This is a genomic window from Aeromicrobium choanae (genome assembly GCF_900167475.1).
Classification (GTDB): domain Bacteria; phylum Actinomycetota; class Actinomycetes; order Propionibacteriales; family Nocardioidaceae; genus Aeromicrobium; species Aeromicrobium choanae.
The window spans coordinates 1,611,467-1,633,223 of the sequence record NZ_LT796768.1 but is presented as its reverse complement, the minus strand read 5'-3'; the positions used below and the strand labels follow the sequence as shown (position 1 = coordinate 1,633,223).

Genomic DNA, 21,757 nt, shown 5'->3' with positions numbered 1-21,757 from the left:
CGAACGCGCCTGCCGAGTGGTCCGGTTCGCACGGCTGCGCCCGACCTGATCTCGGATCAGCCCCCGATTGCGGGGGTGTCGGTGGCGGCGGGTCGCCCCGAAGGTGGGTCCATCGGGTCCTCGACGGAGCGGGCCCACAGCGGAAGGACCCCCTCATGACCCCCATCACGATCCTGCGCAACGGAGCCCTCACCGGCGCCGCGGCGATCCTCGGCGTCACGATGCTCGCGGCTCCCCCGAGCCAGGCGGCCGCCTCCTCGAGCCTGTGCTCGAACGTCATCACCGTCGTCGTCCGCGGCAGCGACGAGGCCGCCGGAACGACGAACACCGCCACCACCAACACCGCGCTCTACGCCTACAGGACGGGCATGGGCCGCCCGGGCCCCGTCGCCGGCGACCTGCAGACCGTCAGCAAGAAGACCGTCTACATCGCGGGCCTCAAGTACAACGCGGCCATCGGGATGGCCGGCCTGGCCTACAACAACAGCCGTCACGGCGGTGTGGTGAACCTGCAGAAGTCGCTCAACTACCTCGCCACCAAGTGCCCGAGCTCCAAGACGGTGCTGATCGGCTTCTCCCAGGGCGCCCACGTGATCGGCGACGCCCTGTCGGCCAGCAGCGGCGTGCGACCCAACGCCACCGCGCGCGGCAAGATCGCCGCCGTGGTGTTCTACGGCGACCCGATGTACAACCCCACCGAGCCGTTCGTCGCGACCAAGGGACTCAAGAAGTTCGGCATGCTCGGCACCCGGGCCACGGGTGACCTCAAGGCCTTCGAGGGGCGGCTGCGGTCGTACTGCTTCGCGGGCGACCCGGCCTGCCAGGGCTCGACCAAGCGCGGGGGCCAGAACCTCACTGCACTGAACAACGCGGCGGGCCTGGCGATCCATCGCTCCTACTTCACGGCGCGCTCGACGCCGCGGGTCGGAGCGGTGAACTTCATCGCCGGCAAGACCGGCTGAGCCACACCGCGAGGAGACCTACGCGGTCGGACGTTGTGCCGCTTTGGCCCGTATATGGGCCGAAGCGGCACAACATTTCCATTTTCTGCGGGGAGCTCGCGCCCCTTGGCTCAGCGGCCGAGCACCTCGGCGGCGTCGACGGCGCCGTGCCGACTCTGGATGGCCTCCGCGAGGGCGGTCACGTGGTCGTCGGACACGTCGATGCCCACCTCGGAGAAGCCCTTCCGCAGCTCCTCCTCGACCGTGCCCTCGGTGGCCCCGTCCTGCCAGGACGTGACGCGGTCGACGACGGTCTGGACGGCTTCGAGATCGATGTTCGTGTCAGTCATGCCTGGGACGTACCCGGTCCGGGCGATCGCAAGCGTTCGGGCAGCAGCCGGAACGCGAGTGCCGACTCAGGCGAAGTCGGCCCCGGAGGCGCCGCCGGCGGCGCTCTCGGGCTCGCGCGCCATCGGGGTGAAGCGCGAATAGTGGCCCTGGAAGGACACGGCGACCTTGTTGACCGGGCCGGAGCGGTTCTTCGCGACGATGATGTCGGCCTCGCCGGGACGCTCGGACTCGCCGGCGCCGTGGGCGTCGGGGCGGTTGAGCAGCATGACGATGTCGGCGTCCTGCTCGATCGAGCCGGACTCACGCAGGTCGGAGATCTGCGGCGTCTTGTCGGTGCGCTGCTCGGAGCCACGGTTCAGCTGGCTGATCGCGACGACGGGAACGCCGAGCTCCTTGGCCAGGAGCTTGATCTGACGGGAGAACTCCGAGACCTCGACCTGGCGGTTCTCGACCTTCTTGCCCGAGGTCATCAGCTGCAGGTAGTCGAGCACGACGAAGTCCAGGCCATGCTGCTTCTTGATGCGGCGGGCCTTGGACCGGATCTCGGGCATCGTCATGTTCGGGCTGTCGTCGATGATGATCGGCGCGGCCTGCACCGTGGCCATCGCGCGGCCGATCGCGTCCCAGTCGCGGCCCGACATCGAGCCGGCGCGCATGTGGTGGATGGCCACCTTGGCCTCGGCCGAGAGCAGGCGCATCGCGATCTCCGAGCCCGTCATCTCCAGGCTGAAGATCGCCGAGGTCAGGCCTTGGCGGATCGAGGCGTTGCGGACGAAGTCGAGCCCGAGCGTGGACTTGCCGACGCCCGGTCGCGCGGCGACGACGATCATCTGGCCGGGCTTGAAGCCGGTGGTGAGGCGGTCGAGATCCGGGAAGCCCGACATGACGCCGTGCACCTCGCCGGAGCGGGTCTCCAGCTCCTCCAGCTCGTCGATCGTCGAGGACATGAGGTCGGACAGGACGTTGTAGTCCTCGCCCGACTTGGTGCCGTCGACGTCGAGGACGGCCTTCTGCGCGCGGTCGACGATGTCCTGGATCTCGCCGGTGCCCGACTGGCCGAGCTGGGCGACCTGCTGGCCCACCTCGACGAGGCGCCGCAGCACGGCCTTCTCGTGGACGATCTCGGCGTAGTAGTCGACGTTCGCCGCGATCGGCACGCCCTGGACGAGGTCGTGCAGGTAGGCGGCACCGCCGATGCGGGCGATCTCGCCGCGACGGGTGAGCTCGGCGGCCACCGTGATGGCGTCGGCCGGCTCGCCGCGTCCCGACAGATCGGTGATGACGTCGAAGATCAGCTCGTGCGCGGGACGGTAAAAGTCGCGGCTCTCGAGCAGGTCGGTGGCCGGGTCGATCGCGTTCTTCGACAGGAGCATCGCGCCCAGGACGCTCTGCTCGGCGGCCATGTCCTGAGGCGGAACGTAGCCCGAGCCCGCGGAGTCCGAAGATCGTTCGGACTCGTACAGATCGGTAACGCTCACGGCACTCCTCGACGTGATCGGCAGCTGGGGGAAAACCTACGGGCGGGGTCCGACAGAAGACCGGCTCCCCCCGGTCCAGAACCTCACCTCGGGTGACCTTACGGGCCCGCGGGACCCGGGTCGAGACAGCGGCGCACAGGCCATGTGAACAACTGCGGAGATCCTGTGGAAAACGCCGGTGCGGAGTGTGCACAGTCGGTGGACCACCCTGTGGAAAGTCGTGTGTGGCGCAGGTCACACATGCCTCTGACCTGCGGAAACGTGAGTCACAAGGTGTGGAACGATCAAGGTCGGGTGTGATTTTCGCCCTCGGAGTTTTCCACGGCGGCTACCACGCCGACCGCCGACATGTCGATAAATCCACCACATTCGTCACAGGAGTATCGTCGCCCCGTGCGGAACGCCTCTCTCGACCGTCGGATCCTGGCCATCACCGTTCCCGCGTTCGCCGCGCTGATCTGTGAGCCCCTCATGCTGATGGCCGACACGGCCATCGTGGGCCACCTGGGGCGCGCCGAGCTGGCCGCCCTCGGGGCCGCCTCCACCATCCTCTCCACCGTCGTCGGGCTGTGCGTCTTCCTCGCCTACGGGAGCACCGCCACCGTCGCCCGGCACCAGGGGGCCGGCGATCAGCGGCGGGCCCTCGAGGCGGCTCTCGGCGGCGTCTGGCTGGCCCTGCTCATCGGCGTGGTCCTCGGGACGCTCGCCGCCCTGACGGCCCGCCCCCTGGGCGCCGCCCTGGCCAGCTCCGACCGCGTCGCCGATCTCACCACCGACTACCTCCTGGTGGCCTCCGCCAGCATCCCGGCGGTCCTGCTCGTGCTCGCCGCGACCGGGGCGCTGCGCGGCGTGCTCGACCTGCGCACGCCCCTGGTCGTCATGATCGCCGCCAACGTCCTCAACGTCGTGCTCACCGTCGCCCTGGTCTACGGAGCGGACCTCGGCATGCGCGGGGCGGCGCTCGGGCTCGTGCTCGCGCAGTGGGCCGCCGCGCTCGCCCTCGTCGGGCAGGTGGTCCGACGCAGCCGTCACACGCACGCGTCGGCCCGGCTGCGGTGGCCGGACGTCACCAGGGCCGGGCGCGACGGCGTCCCGCTGCTCCTGCGCACGCTGAGCCTGCGCGCCGTCCTGCTGCTGGCCACGCTCGTCGCGGCGGGCTTCGGCGACGCCTCGCTGGCCGCCCATCAGATCGCCACCACGATCGTGATGCTGCTGGCGTTCGCCCTCGACGCCTTCGCGATCGCCGCCCAGACGCTCACCGGGCACTCTCTCGGCGCGGGCGATGCCGCCGGAACGCGCGAGGTCACCCGGCGCGTGATCGCGTGGGGCTTCGGGTTCGGCCTGGCCGCAGGCGTCCTCCTGGCGGTGTCCGCGCCCTGGGTGGCGCGCGCCTTCAGCCCCGACGCCGACGTCCGCGCCGCCGCCGTCCCGGCCCTGCTGATCGTCGCCGCCATCCAACCGCTGTCGGGCGTCGTCTTCGTGCTCGACGGCGTGCTGATCGGCGCGGGCGACGGGGTCTACCTGGCCTGGGCCGGCCTCGTCGCACTGCTGGTCTATGCGCCCGTCGCGCTGCTGATCCGCGAGACCGATGCCGGCTTCACGTGGCTGTGGGGCGCCTACGCGCTCTTCCAGGCCACCCGGTGGGTGACGTTGTGGCTGCGGCAGCGAGGCGACCGCTGGCTGGTCCTGGGCGCCCGCTGAACTCACGCCGAACGTTCACCTGCGTTTCAGGTGGCTGACAGGTTCGGGGTCTTCCGTGGAGGCATGAGCATTCCCGTCCTGCGGACCATCCCGCGTCTCGCCCGTTCCGGCTCCCACCGCGTCGGGCGCGTGTACGTCCTCACCACCGACGAGCTCGCCGGCGTCCTGCGTGAGACCGGACCCCTCGAGGTCGTGTCATACGAAGGCCTGCGCACCCACATCGTGCGCGGCACCACGCGTCCGGCGGGCCGACGCCTCCCCGGCCGTCGCCGCCTCGTGCCGTGCGGCGACGTCGAGCGGACCGAGCTCGACCTCCCGAACGGCACCGCGTGCCTCGACCACGAGCTGGGCACGGACCGTGTCATGGTGCGCACGTGGGCACCGCGCGACGGCTCGGACCTCGACCAGACGCTGTGGTGGCAGGGCCACCCGGTCGCAGCCCGGCTGCCCGAGGCCGCCTGACCCACCGACCGAGCGGGGTTTCCCCTCGCTATGCGGGGGAAGTTTCCCCCGCATAGCGGTGGATTCCCCGGTTAACCGGGGAAACTTCTACCGGCGCCAGTACCCCGTGGCGTCGAGGCAGTCGCGGGCGACGCCGCGGTCGTCGGCGAGGTGGCGGCGGACCTGGCGGACGGCGCCGGCCTCGCCGGCGACCCAGCAGAAGGTGGGCACGTCGGGCCACGGCAGGGCGCGGACGGCGTCGATCCAGGCGTCGGCGCCGTGCACCCAGCGCACCGCGACGCCCGGCAGCGACGGCAGGTCCTGGATGCCCTCGGGGGACGCCACCTCGATCACGACATCGGCGGTCATCGAGCCCGGCCAGGCGTCCAGCAGCCGCGCGATCGCGGGCAGGGCGGTCTCGTCGCCGGCCAACACCATCCGCTCGATCCCGGCGGGCAGCAGCAGCGAGCGCGTGGGCCCGACGATCCATGCCGGGTCACCGGGGGTGGCGCGCCGCGCCCAGCCGGCCGCGAAGCCACCCTCGTGGAGCACGAAGTCGAGGTCGAGCTCGCCGCCAGCGAACCTTCGCGGCGTGTAGTCCTTGGCCACCGGGCGGCCACCCGCGCCGCCCCACTCGAGCCGGTCGGGGCCCTGCACCGGCAGCGGCGGACGGTCGGTGCCCTCGAGCGGCACGAGCAGCTTCACGTGGTCGTCGAAGCCCTCGGAGCGGAAGGGCGCCGCGGTGCCGCCGGCGACGGCGAACTCCTCGAGCTGCTCGCCAGCAAGGGTGACGCGACGCGTGGTGGGCGTGACGTCGGCGACGCGTACGACGCGCAGCTCACGCAGGATCGTGGGCCAGCCCACCGCCTCGCGCCGGGTGCGCGCCATCAGTCGCCCTTCTTCGCCGCGAATCCGACCGTGGTCCAGTCGAGATGCGCCAGCGCGGCAGGACCGAGGTTGCGCACCGTCGGATCGACGGCCTGCACCTTGGGCATCACGGCCAGCGGCAGGATCGACGCCTGGGCACGCGCGACGGTGTCGACCTCGGCGATCGCGTCGGCCCGCTTCGGGTCGTCCAGCTCCTCGATCGCCGCGTCGAAGGCCTTCCCCGTGGCCTTGGAGGCCTTGCCCGTGAAGTTCATCGGACTGTCGATCGGCGTGAACAGCCGCTTCGTGTCGCCGAGGTCGAAGGGATTGACCTGCCAGGCGAACGTGGTGAGGTCGAAGTCGAGCGGGATCACGAACTTCTCGAAGAAGGTGGCGCCGGGGACCGTGGTGACCTTGACCCGGACGCCGACCTCGGCCAGGTCCTCGGCGATCGCCTCGGCACGCTGGACCGCGCCCGAGCGCGTGTCGGGAACCGGCAGGGACAGGACCAGCGGACGGCCCTTGCGCAGCACCGGGCCGGTGCCGTCCTTGCGCCGCCAGCCTGCCCTCGCGAGCAGCTTCTGGGCCTTCGCGACGTCGCGGGCGATCGGTGCGGTGTCCCGGTACCCGACCTGACCGGGCAGCAGGGCCACCGAGGTCATCGGATCGGTCTCCACGCCGTAGCGCTCCGACGTGTCGGCGACGATGCCGGCGGAGTCCACGGCGAGCGTCACGGCGCGCCGGACGTCGGCATCCTCGAGCGGGCCGGCGCCCCCGTTGATCGTCAGGTGGGACCACTCGGAGCCGCGGGAGGCGCGCAGGTCGGCCTTCGCGAGGTCGGCCCGGGTGGCCGGGGTGACCGGCGCGGACTCGAGCTCGCCGGCGAGGAACGCCCGGGCCAGCACGTCCTCCTCACCGATCCTCCAGACGATGGAGTCCAGCCGCGGCGTGCGGCCCCACCACCGTGGGTTGCGCTCGAGCGTGATCGTGCCGGTACGGCGCTCGATCTTCGAGACGACGTACGGGCCGTTGGCCGAGGGCGCCTTCGCGGACATGCCGCGGTTGAACCTGTCGGCCGACTTCGTGTGGGCCTTCGGCAGCGTGGGATAGACGGCGGCGGGCCAGTCGGCGGTGGGCTCCTCGAAGACCACCTCGTAGGCGAACTTCCCGTCGGGCTCGACGGCCTCGACGAGGTCGTAGGCCGGGGGCGCGGCGGCGGCGTAGTCGTCGTCCTGCAACGCGGCGACCCAGGCGACCATGTCGGCCGAGGTGATCGGGGTGCCGCCCTGCCAGACGGCCTTGCGGTTGAGCTCGACGCGGACGGTCAGCGGATCACGGTCGCTGATCTCGACGCTGGTGGCGTAGTCGGGGTCGGTCGACCACGAGCCGTCCTCAGCCACCCGCACGGCGCTGCCGAGGGTGGGATCGAGGATCTGCGGCGCCGTGCTGGCGACGCCGTCGGTGTGCACGGGGTTGAAGTTCGCCGGGAACGACGAGACGCCCAGGCGCAGGGTGCCGCCGTCGCGCACCGCGTCGGCGTCGGCCGGGTGCACGTCGGCCATGGGCAGCGACGTGTCCTCGGCGGCCTTCGTCTCTGCGGTGCCGCCGTCGTCACCGCCGCCGAAGCAACCGGCGAGCAGCACGCCCGCCAGTGCCCCGACAGCAAGGCGCCGGGCCCCGCGTGAAGCGGGACCCGGCGACTTGAGGATCACTTGGAGGCGACGACGTTCAGCTTGACCGTCGCAGCGACCTCGGGGTGCACGCGGACGGAGACCGTGTGCGCGCCGAGGCTCTTGATCGGGTTGCCGACCTCGATCCGACGCTTGTCGACCTTGACGCCGGCCTCGGCCAGCGCGTTGGCGATGTCGGTGACGGTGACGGCGCCGAAGAGGCGACCGCCCTCACCGGCGTGGGCGGGGACGTTGATCGCGGACGACTCGAGGTTGCCCTTGATCGACTGCGCGGTCTCGAGGTCGTGCACGGCGCGCGCATCGCGAGCGGCCTTGATCGACTCGACCTGCTTGGCGCCGCCCTTCGTCCAACGAATGGCGAAGTTGCGCGGCAGCAGGAAGTTGCGGCCGTAGCCGTCCTTGACCTCGACGATGTCGCCGGGCTGGCCGAGGTTCGTGACCTCGTGCGTGAGGATGAGCTTCATCTGTTCTGTGCTCCTGACTCAGCGACCGCTGGACGTGTAGGGCAGCAGCGCCATCTCGCGCGCGTTCTTGATCGCCTTGGCGATCTGGCGCTGCTCCTGGACCGAGACGCCGGTGACGCGACGGGCGCGGATCTTGCCGCGGTCGGAGATGAACTTGCGCAGCAGCGCAGTGTCCTTGTAATCGATGGTGGTGACGCCGGCGGCCGCGAGCGGGTTGCTCTTCTTCTTCGGCTTCCGGACAACGGGCTTGGCCATGATGCTCCTGGAAATGTTCTTGCTACGTGTGATGGATCAGAAGGGGGGCTCGTCGTTGGAGCCGCCGGCGTTGCCGCCGCCGCCCCAGGGGTCGTTGCCCCCGGAAGGCTGCTGCGGCGCGGAGGGCTGGGCCCACGCGCTGGCATCGGACTGCTGACCGCCCTGCTGGCCGCCACCGAAACCTCCGGAGTTGCCGCCGGCGTTGCCGCCGAAGCCTCCGGAGTTGTTGCCGCCGAAGCCGCCCTGGCCGCCGCCGCCACCCGACGTGCGGGTGACCTGTGCGGTGGCGTTGCGCAGCGACGGGCCGACCTCGTCGACCGTCATCTCGACGCTCGTTCCGCGACCGCCGTCCTGACGCTCGTACTCACGGACCTTCAGCGCGCCGGTCACGATGACCCGGGTGCCCTTGGTCAGCGAGCCGGCGACGTTCTCGGCCAGCTGGCGCCAGGCCGAGCAGCGGATGAACAGCGTGTCGCCGTCCTTCCACTCGTTCGTCTGACGGTCGAACGTGCGCGCGGTGGACGCGACGGTGAAGTCGGCGACTGCCGCGCCCGACGGCGTGAAACGCAGTTCGGGGTCGCGGGTCAGGTTGCCGACGAGGGTGATGGTGGTTTCGCCTGCCATGGATCAGCCTTCTCTCGAGGTGCTCTCGCGACGAGTGTGTCGGATTCGGGGGACGGAATCACTCCGTCCACAGGATCACTTCACGTCGGGACGCGTGACCTTCGTGCGGACGACGGACTCGTTCAGGGAGAGCTGACGGTCCAGCTCCTTGACCGAGGCGGGCTCGGCGGACAGACCGACGACGGCGTAGATGCCCTCGGACTTCTTGTTGATCTCGTAGGCGAGACGGCGCTTGCCCCAGACGTCGATCGCATCGACCGAGCCGCCGTCGGCGACGACCGTGTTGTTGAGGTAGGTCGAGAGGCTCTTCTCGACGGAACGCTCATCGATGTCGGCGTCGAGGATGACCATGACTTCGTACTTGCGCAGTGACACTGCGGATTCTCCTTTGGACTGAGCGGTGACGGGCTTTCCGTCACAGGAGGGTGTTGCCTCGAACGGCAACCTCACGAGTCTAGCAGCGGCCCGTCGTTCCGGACCAATCCGGCGATCGGCCGCTACTCGCCCGTGATGGCGCGCAGCACGTCGAGCTTCGCCGCACGCCGCGCGGGCAGCACCGCCGCGAGGACTCCCACGAGCGCCGAGACCACGACGAACACCGCGAGCGAGCCGGACGGGATCGCCAGGTCGCTGATGCCGTCGTCAGCGAACGACCGCTGCAGCGCGATGCCGAACAGCAGGCCCGCCCCGATGCCGAGGACGGCGCCGAGGATCGCGATCGCCACCGACTCCAGGCGCACCATCCGGCGCAGCTGGGGACGCGTGAGCCCGACGGCACGCAGCAGTCCGATCTCCCGGGTGCGCTCGATGACGCTCAGTGCGAGCGTGTTGATGATGCCGAGCACCGCGATCACGATCGCCAGGCCCAGCAGGGCGTAGATCAGGTAGAGCAGCGTGTTGACCTGCGAGCGCTGCGCCTCGGCGTAGCTCTCCTTGTCCTGGACGACGATCGTGGGGTTCTCGCCCACCGCGCGCTCGAGGTTGGCGCGCACGGTGCGCGTGCCCGTGCCCGGCGTGGCGTTGAGCGCCAGCGTGGTGTCGCCGCGCCGGATGCCCGCGGTGGTGACGGTGGACAGCGGGACGACCGCCTGGCCGACGATGTTGCTGTCGGAGTAGACGCCCGTGACCTTGCCGTCGACCTTGCCGGTGCTGAAGGACAGCTCGACGACGTCGCCCACGGTGCGGCCGAGCGACGCGGCGAGCGACTCGCTCAGGGCGATCGTGCCGTCCGCCGCCGGGGCCTCGCCGGCGGTGTAGTCGAGGTCGAACACCGAGGCCAGCTGCACCGGGTCGGTGGCCGAGGCGAAGACTTGCGAGCCGTCGGCGCGGAACACGATCGCCTGCACGGGGGCGACGCCCGCGACACCGGGCACCTCGGAGACCTTCTTCGAGATCCCGGGCGAGAACGGCTGCCCGCTCACGTTCTGGATGACGAAGTCGGCGGAGAACTCGCGTTCCACGCCGGCGTCGATCGACTTGTTGATGGACGCGCCCAGGATCGACATCGTGGTGACCAGCGCCAGGCCGATCATGAGCGCCGACGCGGTGGCAGCCGTGCGTCGCGGATTGCGCCGAGCATTCTGCGCCGCGAGCTTGCCGACCGACTTGTACAGCAGCCGGTAGAGCGCGCCGAAGACCGCGAGCACCGGGGTGGCGATGATCGGGCTGCCGAGAGCGACGGCCATGAGCACCCCGAAGATGCCGGCACCGACCCAGGCGATCGGCCGCGGGACGTCGAGCCACGAGCCGGCCGCCATCGCGCCCGCCCCGGCGAGCCCGAAGAGCAGCGCCAGCACGAGGCGCCACCGCAGCGAGGACTCGGGCATCGCGATCTCGTCGCGCATCGCGGCCACCGGCGGCACCCGCGCCGCCCGCCGCGCCGGGATCCAGGCCGCCAGCATCGTCACGATCACGCCGACGACGTAGGCGAGCACGATCGTGCGCGTCCGGAACACCAGGGCGGTGCCCGACAGGTCGAGTCCGAAGTTGCTGAACAGCACCTTGAGGAGCATCGCCAGCGCGAACCCCAGCGCCAGGCCCAGCGTGGAGCCGATGACGCCGATGACGAAGGCCTCGGTCAGCACCGACCGACTCACCTGACGACGGGACGCGCCGAGGGCCCGCAGCAGGGCCAGCTCGCGGCTGCGCTGCGCGACCAGGATCGAGAACGTGTTGACGATGAGGAACGTGCCCACCACGAGGGCGATGCCGGCGAAGACCAGCAGGAAGGTGTTGAGGAAGCCGAGCAGCTGGTCGAAGAGGTCCTTGGACTCCTGCGCGACGAAGTCGCCCGTGACCGCCTCGGTCCCCTCGGGGATCACCTCGGCGACCTGGTCGGCGACCTGCTGCTGCGAGGCTCCTGGCTTGGCCTCGATCTGGATGACGCTGTACGCGTCCTCACCGTCGAGGAAGTACTTCTGGGCGCTGACGTCGTCGAACATCACGAGCGTCGCGCCGGCCAGGCCGCCGGACGTGAAGTCGAAGATGCCGACCAGCTCGGCCTTGAGGATCGGCGGGTCGCTGGGCAACGCGATCTTGACCGTGTCGCCGACGCGGTAGCCGGCGACCTCGGCGGAGCGCGCGTCCATCGCGACCTCGCCCTCCTTCGCCGGGGGGCGACCCGCGTCCCAGCTCAGCATCTGCTCGCCCGCGGCGTTGGGGATCGGGTCGGCCGGGCCGGAGTTGAGCGCGATGGTCGGGGCGCCCGTGCCGCCGAGCAGACGGTTGTTCTTCTTGACCACGAACAGGCCACCGCCGTTGACGGCTCCCTCGGCCCGCGCCACGTCGCGCAGCGCCGCGACCTGGTCCACGACCGAGGCCGGGATCGTGCGTGCCTCCCGGTTGACGCTCATCGCGACGGCGTCGCCCTCGCCGGTTTGGGGGCGCACGGCGACGTCGGTGACGGTGCCCAGGGCGATCTGGTCGAAGCTCTTGCCGATCGTGTCGGTGAACACCAGCGATCCCGAGAGGAACGCGATGCCCAGCACGATCGCGAACGCGCTCAGGAGCAGGCGGACCTTGCGGGCGACGAGGTTGCGCCAGGTGACTCGGCGCACGTCACGCGCCGATCCGGCGCTGCACCACGCTCATGCGCTCGAGGACCTTCTCCGCCGTGGGGTGGCGCAGCTCGGAGACCACGCGTCCGTCGGCGAGGTAGACCACGCGGTCGGTGTAGCTGGCCGCGACGGGGTCGTGGGTCACCATGACGATCGTCTGACCGAACTCGTCCACGCTGCGACGCAGGAACGAGAGCACCTCGGCGCCCGACGTGGAGTCGAGGTTGCCGGTGGGCTCGTCGGCGAACACGATCGAGGGCCGGCTGACGAGCGCGCGGGCGCAGGCCACGCGCTGCTGCTGGCCGCCGGACATCTCGTTGGGGCGGTGCTTGAGGCGGTCGGCGAGGCCGACGGCGTCGATGACGTTGCGGTACCACTTCTCGTCGGGCTTGCGGCCCGCGATCGACAGCGGCAGCAGGATGTTCTCCTCGGCCGTCAGCGTGGGCACGAGGTTGAACGCCTGGAAGACGAAGCCGATCTTCTCGCGACGCATCACGGTGAGCGCCTTGTCGTCGAGCTTGGCCAGCGTGGTGGGGCCGATCGTCACGCGGCCGCCGTCGGGAGTGTCCAGCGCGGCCATGCAGTGCATGAGCGTGGACTTGCCCGAGCCCGACGGACCCATGACGGCGGTGAACTCACCCTCGTAGATCTCGAGCGAGACTCCGTCGAGCGCACGGACCTGTGCATCGCCCTTGCCATAGGTCTTCGTCAGCTCGTGCGCGTGCGCCGCGACGGTCTTCTCCATGGGCAGAGCCTAGGCGAGAAAACCTGAGTAGCGGCACGGGGTCACTCAGAGTTACACGATGTGAGCCGAACCACCCCACAGATCGACCCGCGCGTCGGCGTCGTGGCCGACCAGCTCGTCGATCCGTTCGAGCTCCTCGGCGGTGAAGTCGGTGTTGTCCGCGGCGGCGACGTTCTCGTCGAGCTGCTTCGTGCTGGAGGCGCCGATGAGGGCCGACGTGGCTGCCCCCGGACGCAGCACCCACGCGATCGCCAGCTGGGCCAGGGACTGCCCGCGCTCGCGGGCCACGTCGGCCAGGCCGCGCAGGCGGTCGCGGTTCGCCTCGACCACCGAGTCGTCGAAGGACGACCGTCCGCCGGAGCGCTCGACCGGCTCGTCGCCGAGGTAGCGGTCGGTCAGCAGGCCCTGCGCCAGCGGCGTGAAGGCGATCGACCCCATGCCGGTGTCCTCGAGGGTGTCGAGGAGCTCGTCCTCGACCCAGCGGTTCACCATCGAGTAGGCGGGCTGGTGGATCACCAGCGGAGTTCCGAGGTCGGCAGCGACCTCCGCGGCACGGCGGGTGCGCTCGGCCGAGTAGGACGAGATGCCCACGTAGAGCGCCTTGCCCTGGCGCACGGCGGTGTCGAGCGCGCCGACCGTCTCCTCCACGGGCGTGTCGGGATCGGCGCGGTGCGAGTAGAAGATGTCGACGTGGTCCAGGCCCATCCGCTGGAGCGAGGCGTCGAGGCTGGACAGCAGGTACTTGCGCGAGCCGAGGAAGCCGTACGGCCCGGGCCACATGTCCCAACCGGCCTTCGTCGAGATGACCAGCTCGTCGCGGTAGGGCGCGAAGTCGCCGCGCATCATCCGGCCGAAGTTCTCCTCCGCCGAGCCGTACGGAGGGCCGTAGTTGTTGGCCAGGTCGAAGTGCGTGATGCCGAGGTCGAACGCGTGCCGGAGCACCTCACGCTGCGTGTCGAAGGTGCGGTTGTCGCCGAAGTTCCACCACAGCCCGAGGCTGATCGGCGGCAGCAGCAGCCCGGACCGGCCCACGCGCCGGTACTCCAGCCCCTGGTAGCGATCGGCGTCGGCCTGCCAGGGGCGGTTCGTCTCGGGAACGCGGTTGCGGGTCCAGTCGGTGGTCATGGGTCCACGGTAGGGCGCGCGCCCGACACCGGCGACCGCGTCAGGCCAGGCGGGTGATCTCGACCTCGACGGTGGTGCTGACCTCGCCGTCGGTGGAGTAGATGCCGCGCAGGTTGGGGTTGTCGTCGAAGTCGCGCCCGCGCGAGACCACGATGTGGCGCTCGCCGGGAGCCTCGCCGTTCGTGACGTCCCAGCCCACCCAGCGGCCGTCCCACCACTCGAGCCACGCGTGCGGCTCGGCGGCGACCGGGGCGTCGACCTGCGGGTCGGCCTCGGGGTGGACGTAGCCGGCCACGAAGCGCGCCGGGATGCTCGCGTGGCGCAGGGCGCCGATCGCGATGTGCGTGATGTCGTGCGTGACGCCGCGGCCGGTCTCCCACGCCTCCTCGGAGGTGGCGCTGACGTGGGTGGCGGCGACGAGCCGCGTGACCCTCGTGCGCAGCAGCTCCACCACGCGCTCGACGTACGCGCCCGGGGTGGCGGCGTCGGCGCGGATCGCGTCGAGCTCGGCCACGAGCGACGGCGCGGGACGCACCTTGTCCTGCTGGTGCACGAACTCGCAGTAGCGGTCCAGGGTGTTCGGGTCGAGCGCGTCCCAGCCGATCGACTCGCCGGGCTCGGCCGGGTCGGCGGTGTCGACCACCGAGGTGGCCACCACCGTGAGCTCGTCGTGCGGATCGGTGACCTCGAACGCCGTCACCGTGGCGCCCCAGTAGTCGCGGTACTCCTGCGACCACGCGGTGGGCGCGATCTCCAGGCGCGTGCGCCGCACGTACTGATGGGCGGTGGTCTGCGGTGTCAGCCGGGCCTCGCTGTAGGAGGCCATCGTGGGCTCGGAGTAGGTGTAGGTGGTCGCGTGCCGGACCCTCATCCTCAAACTCACAGCGACACCCTCCCTCTCCAGCTGTGCCAGTCCTCCTGGGCGAAGTACCGCGCGGTGATCGCGTCGCTCGCAGCCGAGCAGGCGCGCTGCAGCCGCTCCATCTCGACCGGCATGGTCTCCAGGATCTCGTTCAGGGGGCGGTACTCGATCTCGGTGCGGGCGCGCCCGAGCAGGCGCAGGGCCTCGTCGGAGAAGCCGGCGCGGCGGCCGGTGACGTCGAGCCGGGTGAGCGCCCGCTCGGCCTCGCTCAGGCTGGACACGAGCGACCGGGGGAACCAGCGATCGAGCAGCAGGTACTCGGCCGAGGCGCTGTCGCGCTCGATGCCGCGGTAGGTGCGCAGGAAGCTCTCGTAGCCGCCGCACGCACGCAGCGTGTTCTGCCACGCGATGCCCGACGCCCCGGCGCTGGCCGCGGTGGACAGCAGGCGCGCGGTCATGTCGGTGCGCTCGATGTTGCGGCCCAGGACGTAGAAGTACCAGCCCTGGTCGCGCGGCATGGAGTCGTCGGCGGTGCCCGCGATCATCGCGGTACGGCGGCGGACCCAGTTGAACATCTCCACCGGACGCATCGAGGTGGCCGCCGGGACGCCCTGCCACGTGGTGTTGATCGCCGACCACACGTCGGTGGACAGCGTCTCGCGGGCGCTGCGGGCCGCCTCGCGCATCGACCCGATGACCGACGCGATCGAGCTCGGCGACTTCTGGTCGTAGGCGAGCAGGTCGAGCATCGACCAGCGGTTGGGCACGCCCCCGAAGCTCTCGAGGCCCATCACCGCGAAGAGCTGCTGACAGCTGGTGACCTCGTCGATCGCGGGGTCCTCGACCAGCATCTGCATCTGCACGTCGAGCAGGCGCGCCGTGTCGTCGGCGCGCTCGAGGTAGCGGCCGATCCAGAAGAGGGACTCGCCGATCCGGCTGAGCATCAGGCCTCCCCCCTCAGCGGCGCGTTGATCGGCACCATGGTCTGCGTCTGGGTGACCGGCTCGAGGTCGTCGTCGGGCTCCTCGATCGGCTCGGTGGGCCGGGCCAGCACCCACGTGTCCTTCGAGCCGCCGCCGCGGCTGGAGTTCACGATGAGCTCGCCCTCGGGCAGCGCGACGCGGGTGAGGCCGCCGGGCAGCACCCACACGTCGTCGCCGTCGTTGACCGCGAACGGGCGCAGATCGACGTGGCGGGGACGGATCCCGTCCTCGACGAGCGTGGGCACGGTGGACAGCGAGATCACCGGCTGGGCGATCCAGTCGCGGGGCGCGGCGATCACCTTCGCGCGCAGCTCGTCGAGCTCCTCGCTGGAGGCCGCCGGGCCGATGACGATGCCCTTGCCGCCGGAGCCGTCGACGGGCTTGAGCACGAGCTCGTGGAGCCGGTCGAGGACCTCCTCGCGCTGGTCGTCGTCGCCGCAGCGCCACGTGTCGACGTTGCTCAGGATCGGCTCCTCGTGGAGGTAGTACCGGATCAGGTCGGGCACGTACGTGTAGAGCAGCTTGTCGTCGGCCACGCCGTTGCCGACCGCGTTCGCGATCGTGACGTTGCCGGCCCGCGCCGCGTTGATGAGGCCCGGGACGCCGAGCGCGGAGTCGGCGCGGAACGCCAGCGGGTCGAGGAACTCGTCGTCGATGCGGCGGTAGATGACGTGCACCGGGGCCAAGCCGTCGGTGGTGCGCATCATGACGCGGCCGCCGTGGCAGACGAGGTCGCGGCCCTCCACCAGCTCGACGCCCATGGTGCGCGCCAGGAGGGTGTGCTCGAAGTAGGCCGAGTTGTAGACGCCCGGCGTCAGCACCACGACCGTGGGCTCGCTGACGCCCGCGGGCGCGGCGGCGCGCAGGGCCGACAGCAGCTGGCGCGAGTACCGCGCCACGGGGCGGATGCGGTGGTCGGCGAAGACCTCAGGAAGCCCGCTGGACATCGCGCGCCGGTTCGTCATCACGTAGGAGACGCCCGACGGCACTCGCGCGTTGTCCTCCAGGACGCGGAAGTCGCCGTCGCCGTCGCGGATCAGGTCGATGCCCGAGACGTGGATGCGCACGCCGTTCGCGGGGTCGATGCCGGCGACGACGCGGTGGTAGTGGCTCGAGGTGACCACGGTCTCGCGGGGCACCACGCCGTCGCGGAACAGCTCGCCCGCGCCGTACGCGTCGGCCAGGAACGCCTCGAGCGCCTTGACGCGCTGCTTCACGCCGGACTCGACCTCGTCCCACGCGTCGGCCTCGATGATGCGGGGCACGATGTCGAGTGGGAAGGGACGTTCCTCACCCGCCACACCGAAGGTGATGCCCTGCTCGAGGTAGGACGACGCGAGCCCGTCGGCGCGCTGGCGGACCTCCTCGGGAGGCATCTTCCCGAAGGCCGCGTGGACGGAGGAGTAGAGGTCGCGCAGGCCCTCGTCGCCGTACATCTCGTCAAAGCCCGCGACGGGTCCGTATCCCTCGAACAGTTGCGCCTGGGTCACGGGTTCCACCTTAGGGGCGGATTGTCACTTGCACGTTTCGGCCGGCGGCGCTCCCGAAATGGCCTCTCGCGCGGTTACGCTTCGTAGCGGAAAGGGGCGCGCCCATGACCGCAGGTGACGTCTTGGTGCTCAACGCGAGCTACGAACCACTGCAGCGCGTGTCCCTGCGCCACGCCATCAGGATGCTGGTGCGCGAGGTGGCGGTCATCGAGGAGGCGGCCGACGACTCGTTCGGCCCGTTCCCTCGGCCCCGGGTCCTGCGCCTGGTGCGCTACGTCGTGGCCCGCTGGATGCATCGCCGCAGCCACCTGTGCACGAAGAGCGCGATCAAGGCCCGCGACCGCCGGTGCGCCTACTGCGGCGGCTCGGCCGAGACCGTCGACCACATCGTCCCCCGCTCGCGCGGCGGCGGGCTCACGTGGGAGAACGCCGTCGCCGCGTGCCTGCGCTGCAACCACAAGAAGGGCAACCGCACCCCTGCCGAGGCGGGCATGCCCCTGCTCATCACCCCGGCCCGCCCCACGGCCTGGGTCGCCTGACGGCTGCTGGACAGTCGGGTGACTGACGTCCCCACCTCGGTTAGGCTCGCCTAACTCAACCGAGGAGGAGCCATGGCGAAGGCGAGCGATCTGGTCAGACCCGGCCGTCAGCAGCTGGTCCGGCTGGAGGTCCTGCGCAGCGAACGCATCTCGCCACACTTCCAGCGAGTGACGGTCGGCGGCGGGTCGATCGACCGGTTCACCCCAATGGGGTGGGACCAGTGGTTCCGCATGTTCATCCCCACCGCGGGCGAGACCGGGCTGGACCAGCTGCCCGACAAGGTGAACCTGCTCGGCTACCTGCGCTACCTGCGGATCGACAAGGGCGAGCGGCCGGTGCTGCGGAACTACACCGTGCGGGCGTTCCGGCCGGTCGGTCTCAACGGCCCCGAGCTGGACATCGACTTCGTCCTGCACGGCAGCGCCGAGGACGGCACCGCCGGGCCCGCGTCGACGTGGGCGCAGACCTGTCGGCCCGGAGACCCGATCGGCATCGTCGACGAGGGCATTGCCTTCAACCCCGGACGCGGCACCGACCACGTGCTCCTCCTCGCCGACGAGACCGGCGTGCCGGCGGTCGCGGGCGTCCTCGCCAGCCTCCCGGACACCGCCACGGGCACCGCGATCCTCGAGGTGCCGAGCGACGAGGATCGGTTCGACCTGCCGCACCCGCCCGGCGTCGAGGTCCGCTGGCTGAGTCGCTCGTCCGGGCAGCAGGCGGGCGACCTCGCCCTCCCGGCTCTCGTCGCGGTGACCCCCGAGCCGGCGGTGCACGCGTTCCTCGTCGGCGAGCAGTCCCTCGTCCAGGGAGCGCGGCGCCACCTCGTGTCGGCCGGCGTCCCCAAGGACCGCATCAGCTTCGTGGGCTACTGGCGCAACGGCGCCTCCGGCCAATGAGCGCCTCCGGCGCACGAGATCAGAGGCCGACGGACTCGTAGATGTCTTCGAGCTCGTCGAGGTAGGCGCCCTCGTCCTCGCCGGCGCGCTCGTAGGCGTCCATCGCCTTGGCCTGGACCTGCTCGGCCACCTTCTCGTAGCGGGCGTTCCACTTCTCGCCTTCGATCTGCCAGTAGCCGCACGTGTAGAAAGATGCCTGCGGCCAGCCAAGGTCGCGGCGCAGCAGCTTGCGGGCGGCACGGCCGGCGCGGGCCTCGCCCGCGAGCCAGACGTAGCGACCCGTCGGATCGGCGGGCAGGTCACGCGCGCGCAGGGCGGCCTCGAGGGCGTCGGGGATGTCGTGGTCGTTCTCGACGACCTGCCACTGCGCCGTCACGTCGGCGGTCGACGGCAGCGGCACCTCGTCGGACGCGTCCTTGACCACCACGTGCACGTCGGCCCGGACGCCCGGCTCGAGGCCGCGCAGGATCCGCGCGAGGGCCGGCACGCCGGTCAGGTCGCACACGAACACCTGCTCGGTGGCGTCGGCCGGCGGGCGGTAGAGGCCGTGCGGCTCGAGCAGGCCGACCCGGTCGCCGGGCTCGCACGTGCGTGCCCAGTCGGAGCCGACCCCGTGGTCGTGCAGCGCGACGTCGACGTCCACGCGGACCCGGCCGTCGACGATGCGGTGGTCGGAGATCGTGTAGACCCGCGGCACGAGCTCCTCGGCGCCCTCGGGGTAGGTGACCGACCAGTCCTCGCCGATCTCGGGCAGGACGACGGGGGCATCGGGGCGCGGCGGCAGCAGCAGGCGGACGTACTCGTCGGGGATGCCGGTGGACTCCCACTCGTCGATCTCCCCGAGGGTGATCGAGACGAGGTGCGGGGTCAGGACGCGGCGACCGAGGACGGTCGCGACAAAGGTCTTCACAGGGATCCTCCGATGATCGGCCGCCGGGCGGCCCGGCCCGGGCCGGCCTCCAGGCGCGTCCGGGGTACTGCGTTAGGCCAGCCTAACAAACATCGTTGGATAGCCTCGAGCCGTGACCCTGCACGTACGAACCATCGCGGCCGAACAGCACCTGGCGTTCATCGCCGAACGCGGTTCGGCGAGTTTCCTGCAGACCCCCGCGTGGTCGGCGGTGAAGTCCGAGTGGCGGGGCGAGTCGATCGGCTGGTTCCGCGGCGACGACCTCGTCGGGGTCGGTCTCGTGCTGTACCGCCAGGTGCCGAAGCTCAAGCGCTACCTGGCCTACCTGCCCGAGGGCCCGGTGCTGGACTGGAGCCACGACGTGCCCGAGGCGCTCGACGCGATGAGCGCCCACCTCAAGGCCAACGGCGCCTTCGGCATCCGCATGGGACCGGCTCTGGTGACCCGTCGCTGGGAGGCCGCCACCCTCAAGGCCGCGCTCGCCGACGACGTCCTCAACCGCCTCGGCGACGTCCCCGCCGACCACACCGACGACACCGCGCTCGCCGTGGCCCAGCAGCTCCGCTCCCTCGGCTGGCGCGAGCAGGCGGCCGAGGGCGGCTTCTCCGCCGGGCAGCCCAAGTACAACTTCCAGGTCCCGCTCGCGGGCCGCACCGAGGACGACGTCCTCGCCGGCATGAACCAGCTGTGGCGCCGCAACATCCGCAAGGCCGCCAAGCAGGGCGTCGAGGTCACCGAGGGCACCCGCGACGACCTCGCGGAGTTCCACCGCGTCTACGTCGAGACCGCCGAGCGCGACCACTTCACGCCGCGGCCGCTCTCGTACTTCCAGACGATGTGGGACGCGATGACCGCCGAGGACCCCCAGCGCCTGCGCCTCTACCTGGCCCGTCACGAGGGCGACCTCGTCGCCGCCACCACGCTCGTGCAGGTCGGCACGCACGCCTGGTACTCCTACGGCGCCTCCACCACCGCCAAGCGCGAGGTCCGCGGCTCGAACGCGGTGCAGTGGCAGATGATGCGCGACGCGCTCGCCGGCGGGGCCGAGGTCTACGACCTGCGGGGCATCACCGACACCCTCGACACCGACGACTCCCATGTGGGCCTGCTCCAGTTCAAGGTCGGTACCGGCGGCGAGGCCGTGGAGTACCTCGGCGAGTGGGACCTGCCGCTGAACCGCCCCTTGTACGCCGCGTTCACGGCGTACATGAAGCGTCGCGGCTGACCGTCGCCGCTGCCTGCGCGGTCCCGTCCACGCCGGAGGAGGCTTCTCGGGGCAGGTCGGGAATGATGGGGCCATGGCGTTCGACCTCGAGATCCGTGCCGCCGACTGGCGAGCCCACCTGGCCACGACCCACGCCGCGCTGCCGGGCCTGGTCCCGGTGGTCAAGGGGAACGGCTACGGGCTCGGACGCCAGCGGCTCGCGCGCGAGGCCGGCGGGCTGGGCCTCGACCTGATCGCCGTCGGCACCTACGAGGAGGCCGACGAGCTGCTCGGCGCCTTCACCGGCGACGTGCAGGTGCTGACGCCGTGGCGCCCGTTCTCGCGACGCGTCGCCGATCCCCGACTCGTGCACACGCTCGGCCGGCTCGAGGACATCCCGGCCCTCGCCGCCCAGCTGCCCGGCGCCCGCGTCCTGGTCGAGATCGAGACCTCCATGGCGCGTCACGGCTTCGACCGCCACCGCCTCACCGAGGCTGCCCGCACGCTGGCCGAGGCGGGACTCGTGGTCGAGGGACTCGCGATGCACCTGCCGATGACCGGCGGCAACCTCGATGAGGCCCGCATGTGGTGCGCCGTCCTGGAGACCTCCGCGCTGGAGACGACCACGGTGTTCTGCTCGCACCTGACCGGACCCCAGCTGGAGCAGCTGCGCACCGAGCGGCCGCAGCTGACCATCCGCCCGCGTGTGGGCACGGGCCTGTGGCTCGGACGCCTCGACGCGTTCAGCGTCCGCGCCACCGTGATGGACGTGCACACCGTGCAGCGCGGCGAGCGGATCGGCTACCGCCAGGGCCGCGTGCCCCGGGCGGGCCACGTGCTGGTGATCGCCGGGGGCACGAGCCACGGCATCGGACTCGAGGCCCCGCGTGCGGTGACCGGCGTCGCCGGCCGCGGCAAGGCCGCGGCCAAGGGCGGCCTGGCGGCCGCGGGCCTCGCGCTGTCGCCGTTCACCATCGACGGGAAGCTGCGCTGGTTCGTCGAGCCGCCCCACATGCAGGCCAGCATGGTGCTGCTGCCCGAGGGCGCGACCGTGCCGGCCGTGGGCGACACCGTGCCCGCGCAGGTGCGCTACACGATCGCCAGCTTCGACACGATCCGCGAGGCCTGAGCCG

The 21,757-nt window shown here is 71.1% G+C and carries 22 protein-coding genes; 7 read left to right on the top strand and 15 right to left on the bottom strand.

The features are described from left to right. Positions 1-155 precede the first annotated feature (155 nt). Complete coding sequence (locus B5D60_RS08010) at positions 156-962, top strand: cutinase family protein (RefSeq protein WP_172806296.1); 807 nt, start codon at positions 156-158, stop codon at positions 960-962. Positions 963-1,072: 110 nt separating this feature from the next. Here the strand turns inward: B5D60_RS08010 and B5D60_RS08005 are convergent, their stop codons facing one another. Together B5D60_RS08005 and dnaB are read right to left on the bottom strand one after the other, a co-directional pair. Then, positions 1,073-1,291, bottom strand: coding sequence for a hypothetical protein (locus B5D60_RS08005; RefSeq protein WP_078699663.1), 219 nt, complete (start codon positions 1,289-1,291; stop codon positions 1,073-1,075). A gap of 66 nt (positions 1,292-1,357) precedes the next feature. Further along, positions 1,358-2,695 carry a replicative DNA helicase gene (dnaB, locus tag B5D60_RS08000; RefSeq protein ID WP_153302920.1) on the bottom strand — a complete coding sequence of 446 codons (1,338 nt, stop codon included), beginning with the start codon at positions 2,693-2,695 and terminating at the stop codon, positions 1,358-1,360. A gap of 468 nt (positions 2,696-3,163) precedes the next feature. Between dnaB and B5D60_RS07995 the strand changes: the two genes are divergently transcribed. Next, the gene (locus tag B5D60_RS07995) at positions 3,164-4,471 is read left to right on the top strand and encodes an MATE family efflux transporter (protein ID WP_231949002.1); all 1,308 of its coding nucleotides are present in this window, start codon (positions 3,164-3,166) and stop codon (positions 4,469-4,471) included. A gap of 63 nt (positions 4,472-4,534) precedes the next feature. Beyond that, complete coding sequence (locus tag B5D60_RS07990; protein ID WP_078699660.1) at positions 4,535-4,933, top strand: hypothetical protein; 399 nt, start codon at positions 4,535-4,537, stop codon at positions 4,931-4,933. A gap of 87 nt (positions 4,934-5,020) precedes the next feature. Here the strand turns inward: B5D60_RS07990 and B5D60_RS07985 are convergent, their stop codons facing one another. The 12 genes from B5D60_RS07985 to B5D60_RS07930 form a co-directional block, all read right to left on the bottom strand. Beyond that, positions 5,021-5,800, bottom strand: a complete 780-nt coding sequence (locus B5D60_RS07985; protein WP_078699659.1) for a siderophore-interacting protein — start codon at positions 5,798-5,800, stop codon at positions 5,021-5,023. Next, complete coding sequence (locus tag B5D60_RS07980) at positions 5,800-7,422, bottom strand: ABC transporter substrate-binding protein (protein WP_078699658.1); 1,623 nt, start codon at positions 7,420-7,422, stop codon at positions 5,800-5,802. Before B5D60_RS07980 ends, B5D60_RS07985 begins: the two co-directional genes overlap by 1 nt. A gap of 65 nt (positions 7,423-7,487) precedes the next feature. Then, complete coding sequence (gene rplI / locus B5D60_RS07975) at positions 7,488-7,934, bottom strand: 50S ribosomal protein L9 (RefSeq protein WP_078699657.1); 447 nt, start codon at positions 7,932-7,934, stop codon at positions 7,488-7,490. Between the two features lie 18 nt (positions 7,935-7,952). After that, the gene (gene rpsR, locus B5D60_RS07970) at positions 7,953-8,189 is read right to left on the bottom strand and encodes a 30S ribosomal protein S18 (RefSeq protein WP_067861076.1); all 237 of its coding nucleotides are present in this window, start codon (positions 8,187-8,189) and stop codon (positions 7,953-7,955) included. Between the two features lie 36 nt (positions 8,190-8,225). After that, entirely contained in the window at positions 8,226-8,813 is a 588-nt protein-coding gene (locus B5D60_RS07965; RefSeq protein ID WP_078699656.1) for a single-stranded DNA-binding protein, read from the bottom strand. A gap of 75 nt (positions 8,814-8,888) precedes the next feature. Next, a complete protein-coding gene (rpsF, locus tag B5D60_RS07960) occupies positions 8,889-9,182 on the bottom strand; it encodes a 30S ribosomal protein S6 (protein ID WP_078701340.1) in 294 nt (97 codons plus the stop codon). Between the two features lie 128 nt (positions 9,183-9,310). Further along, the gene (locus tag B5D60_RS07955) at positions 9,311-11,869 is read right to left on the bottom strand and encodes an ABC transporter permease (protein WP_078699655.1); all 2,559 of its coding nucleotides are present in this window, start codon (positions 11,867-11,869) and stop codon (positions 9,311-9,313) included. A gap of 1 nt (position 11,870) precedes the next feature. After that, positions 11,871-12,614 (bottom strand): ABC transporter ATP-binding protein, encoded by a 744-nt coding sequence (locus tag B5D60_RS07950; RefSeq protein ID WP_078699654.1) that lies wholly within the window; start codon positions 12,612-12,614, stop codon positions 11,871-11,873. A gap of 51 nt (positions 12,615-12,665) precedes the next feature. Next, positions 12,666-13,739, bottom strand: a complete 1,074-nt coding sequence (mgrA, locus tag B5D60_RS07945; RefSeq protein ID WP_078699653.1) for an L-glyceraldehyde 3-phosphate reductase — start codon at positions 13,737-13,739, stop codon at positions 12,666-12,668. A 40-nt stretch (positions 13,740-13,779) separates the two neighbouring features. Further along, positions 13,780-14,610: a transglutaminase family protein gene (locus tag B5D60_RS07940; protein ID WP_078699652.1), complete on the bottom strand. Its 831-nt coding sequence runs from the start codon at positions 14,608-14,610 to the stop codon at positions 13,780-13,782. Positions 14,611-14,618: 8 nt separating this feature from the next. Continuing rightward, positions 14,619-15,545, bottom strand: a complete 927-nt coding sequence (locus B5D60_RS07935; RefSeq protein WP_078699651.1) for an alpha-E domain-containing protein — start codon at positions 15,543-15,545, stop codon at positions 14,619-14,621. Then, entirely contained in the window at positions 15,545-17,074 is a 1,530-nt protein-coding gene (locus B5D60_RS07930; protein ID WP_231949001.1) for a circularly permuted type 2 ATP-grasp protein, read from the bottom strand. The genes B5D60_RS07935 and B5D60_RS07930 overlap by 1 nt, the downstream gene beginning before the upstream one ends. A gap of 104 nt (positions 17,075-17,178) precedes the next feature. Between B5D60_RS07930 and B5D60_RS07925 the strand changes: the two genes are divergently transcribed. Both B5D60_RS07925 and B5D60_RS07920 read left to right on the top strand, forming a co-directional pair. Then, complete coding sequence (locus B5D60_RS07925; protein WP_078699650.1) at positions 17,179-17,613, top strand: HNH endonuclease; 435 nt, start codon at positions 17,179-17,181, stop codon at positions 17,611-17,613. A gap of 72 nt (positions 17,614-17,685) precedes the next feature. Continuing rightward, the gene (locus tag B5D60_RS07920; RefSeq protein ID WP_078699649.1) at positions 17,686-18,510 is read left to right on the top strand and encodes a siderophore-interacting protein; all 825 of its coding nucleotides are present in this window, start codon (positions 17,686-17,688) and stop codon (positions 18,508-18,510) included. Between the two features lie 19 nt (positions 18,511-18,529). On the opposite strand, the gene B5D60_RS07915 is transcribed toward B5D60_RS07920, so the two are convergent. Then, positions 18,530-19,420, bottom strand: coding sequence for a siderophore-interacting protein (locus B5D60_RS07915; RefSeq protein WP_078699648.1), 891 nt, complete (start codon positions 19,418-19,420; stop codon positions 18,530-18,532). A gap of 112 nt (positions 19,421-19,532) precedes the next feature. Between B5D60_RS07915 and B5D60_RS07910 the strand changes: the two genes are divergently transcribed. Together B5D60_RS07910 and B5D60_RS07905 are read left to right on the top strand one after the other, a co-directional pair. After that, positions 19,533-20,645, top strand: a complete 1,113-nt coding sequence (locus B5D60_RS07910; protein ID WP_078699647.1) for a lipid II:glycine glycyltransferase FemX — start codon at positions 19,533-19,535, stop codon at positions 20,643-20,645. Between the two features lie 73 nt (positions 20,646-20,718). Continuing rightward, entirely contained in the window at positions 20,719-21,753 is a 1,035-nt protein-coding gene (locus B5D60_RS07905) for an alanine racemase (protein ID WP_078699646.1), read from the top strand. Positions 21,754-21,757: the final 4 nt, after the last annotated feature.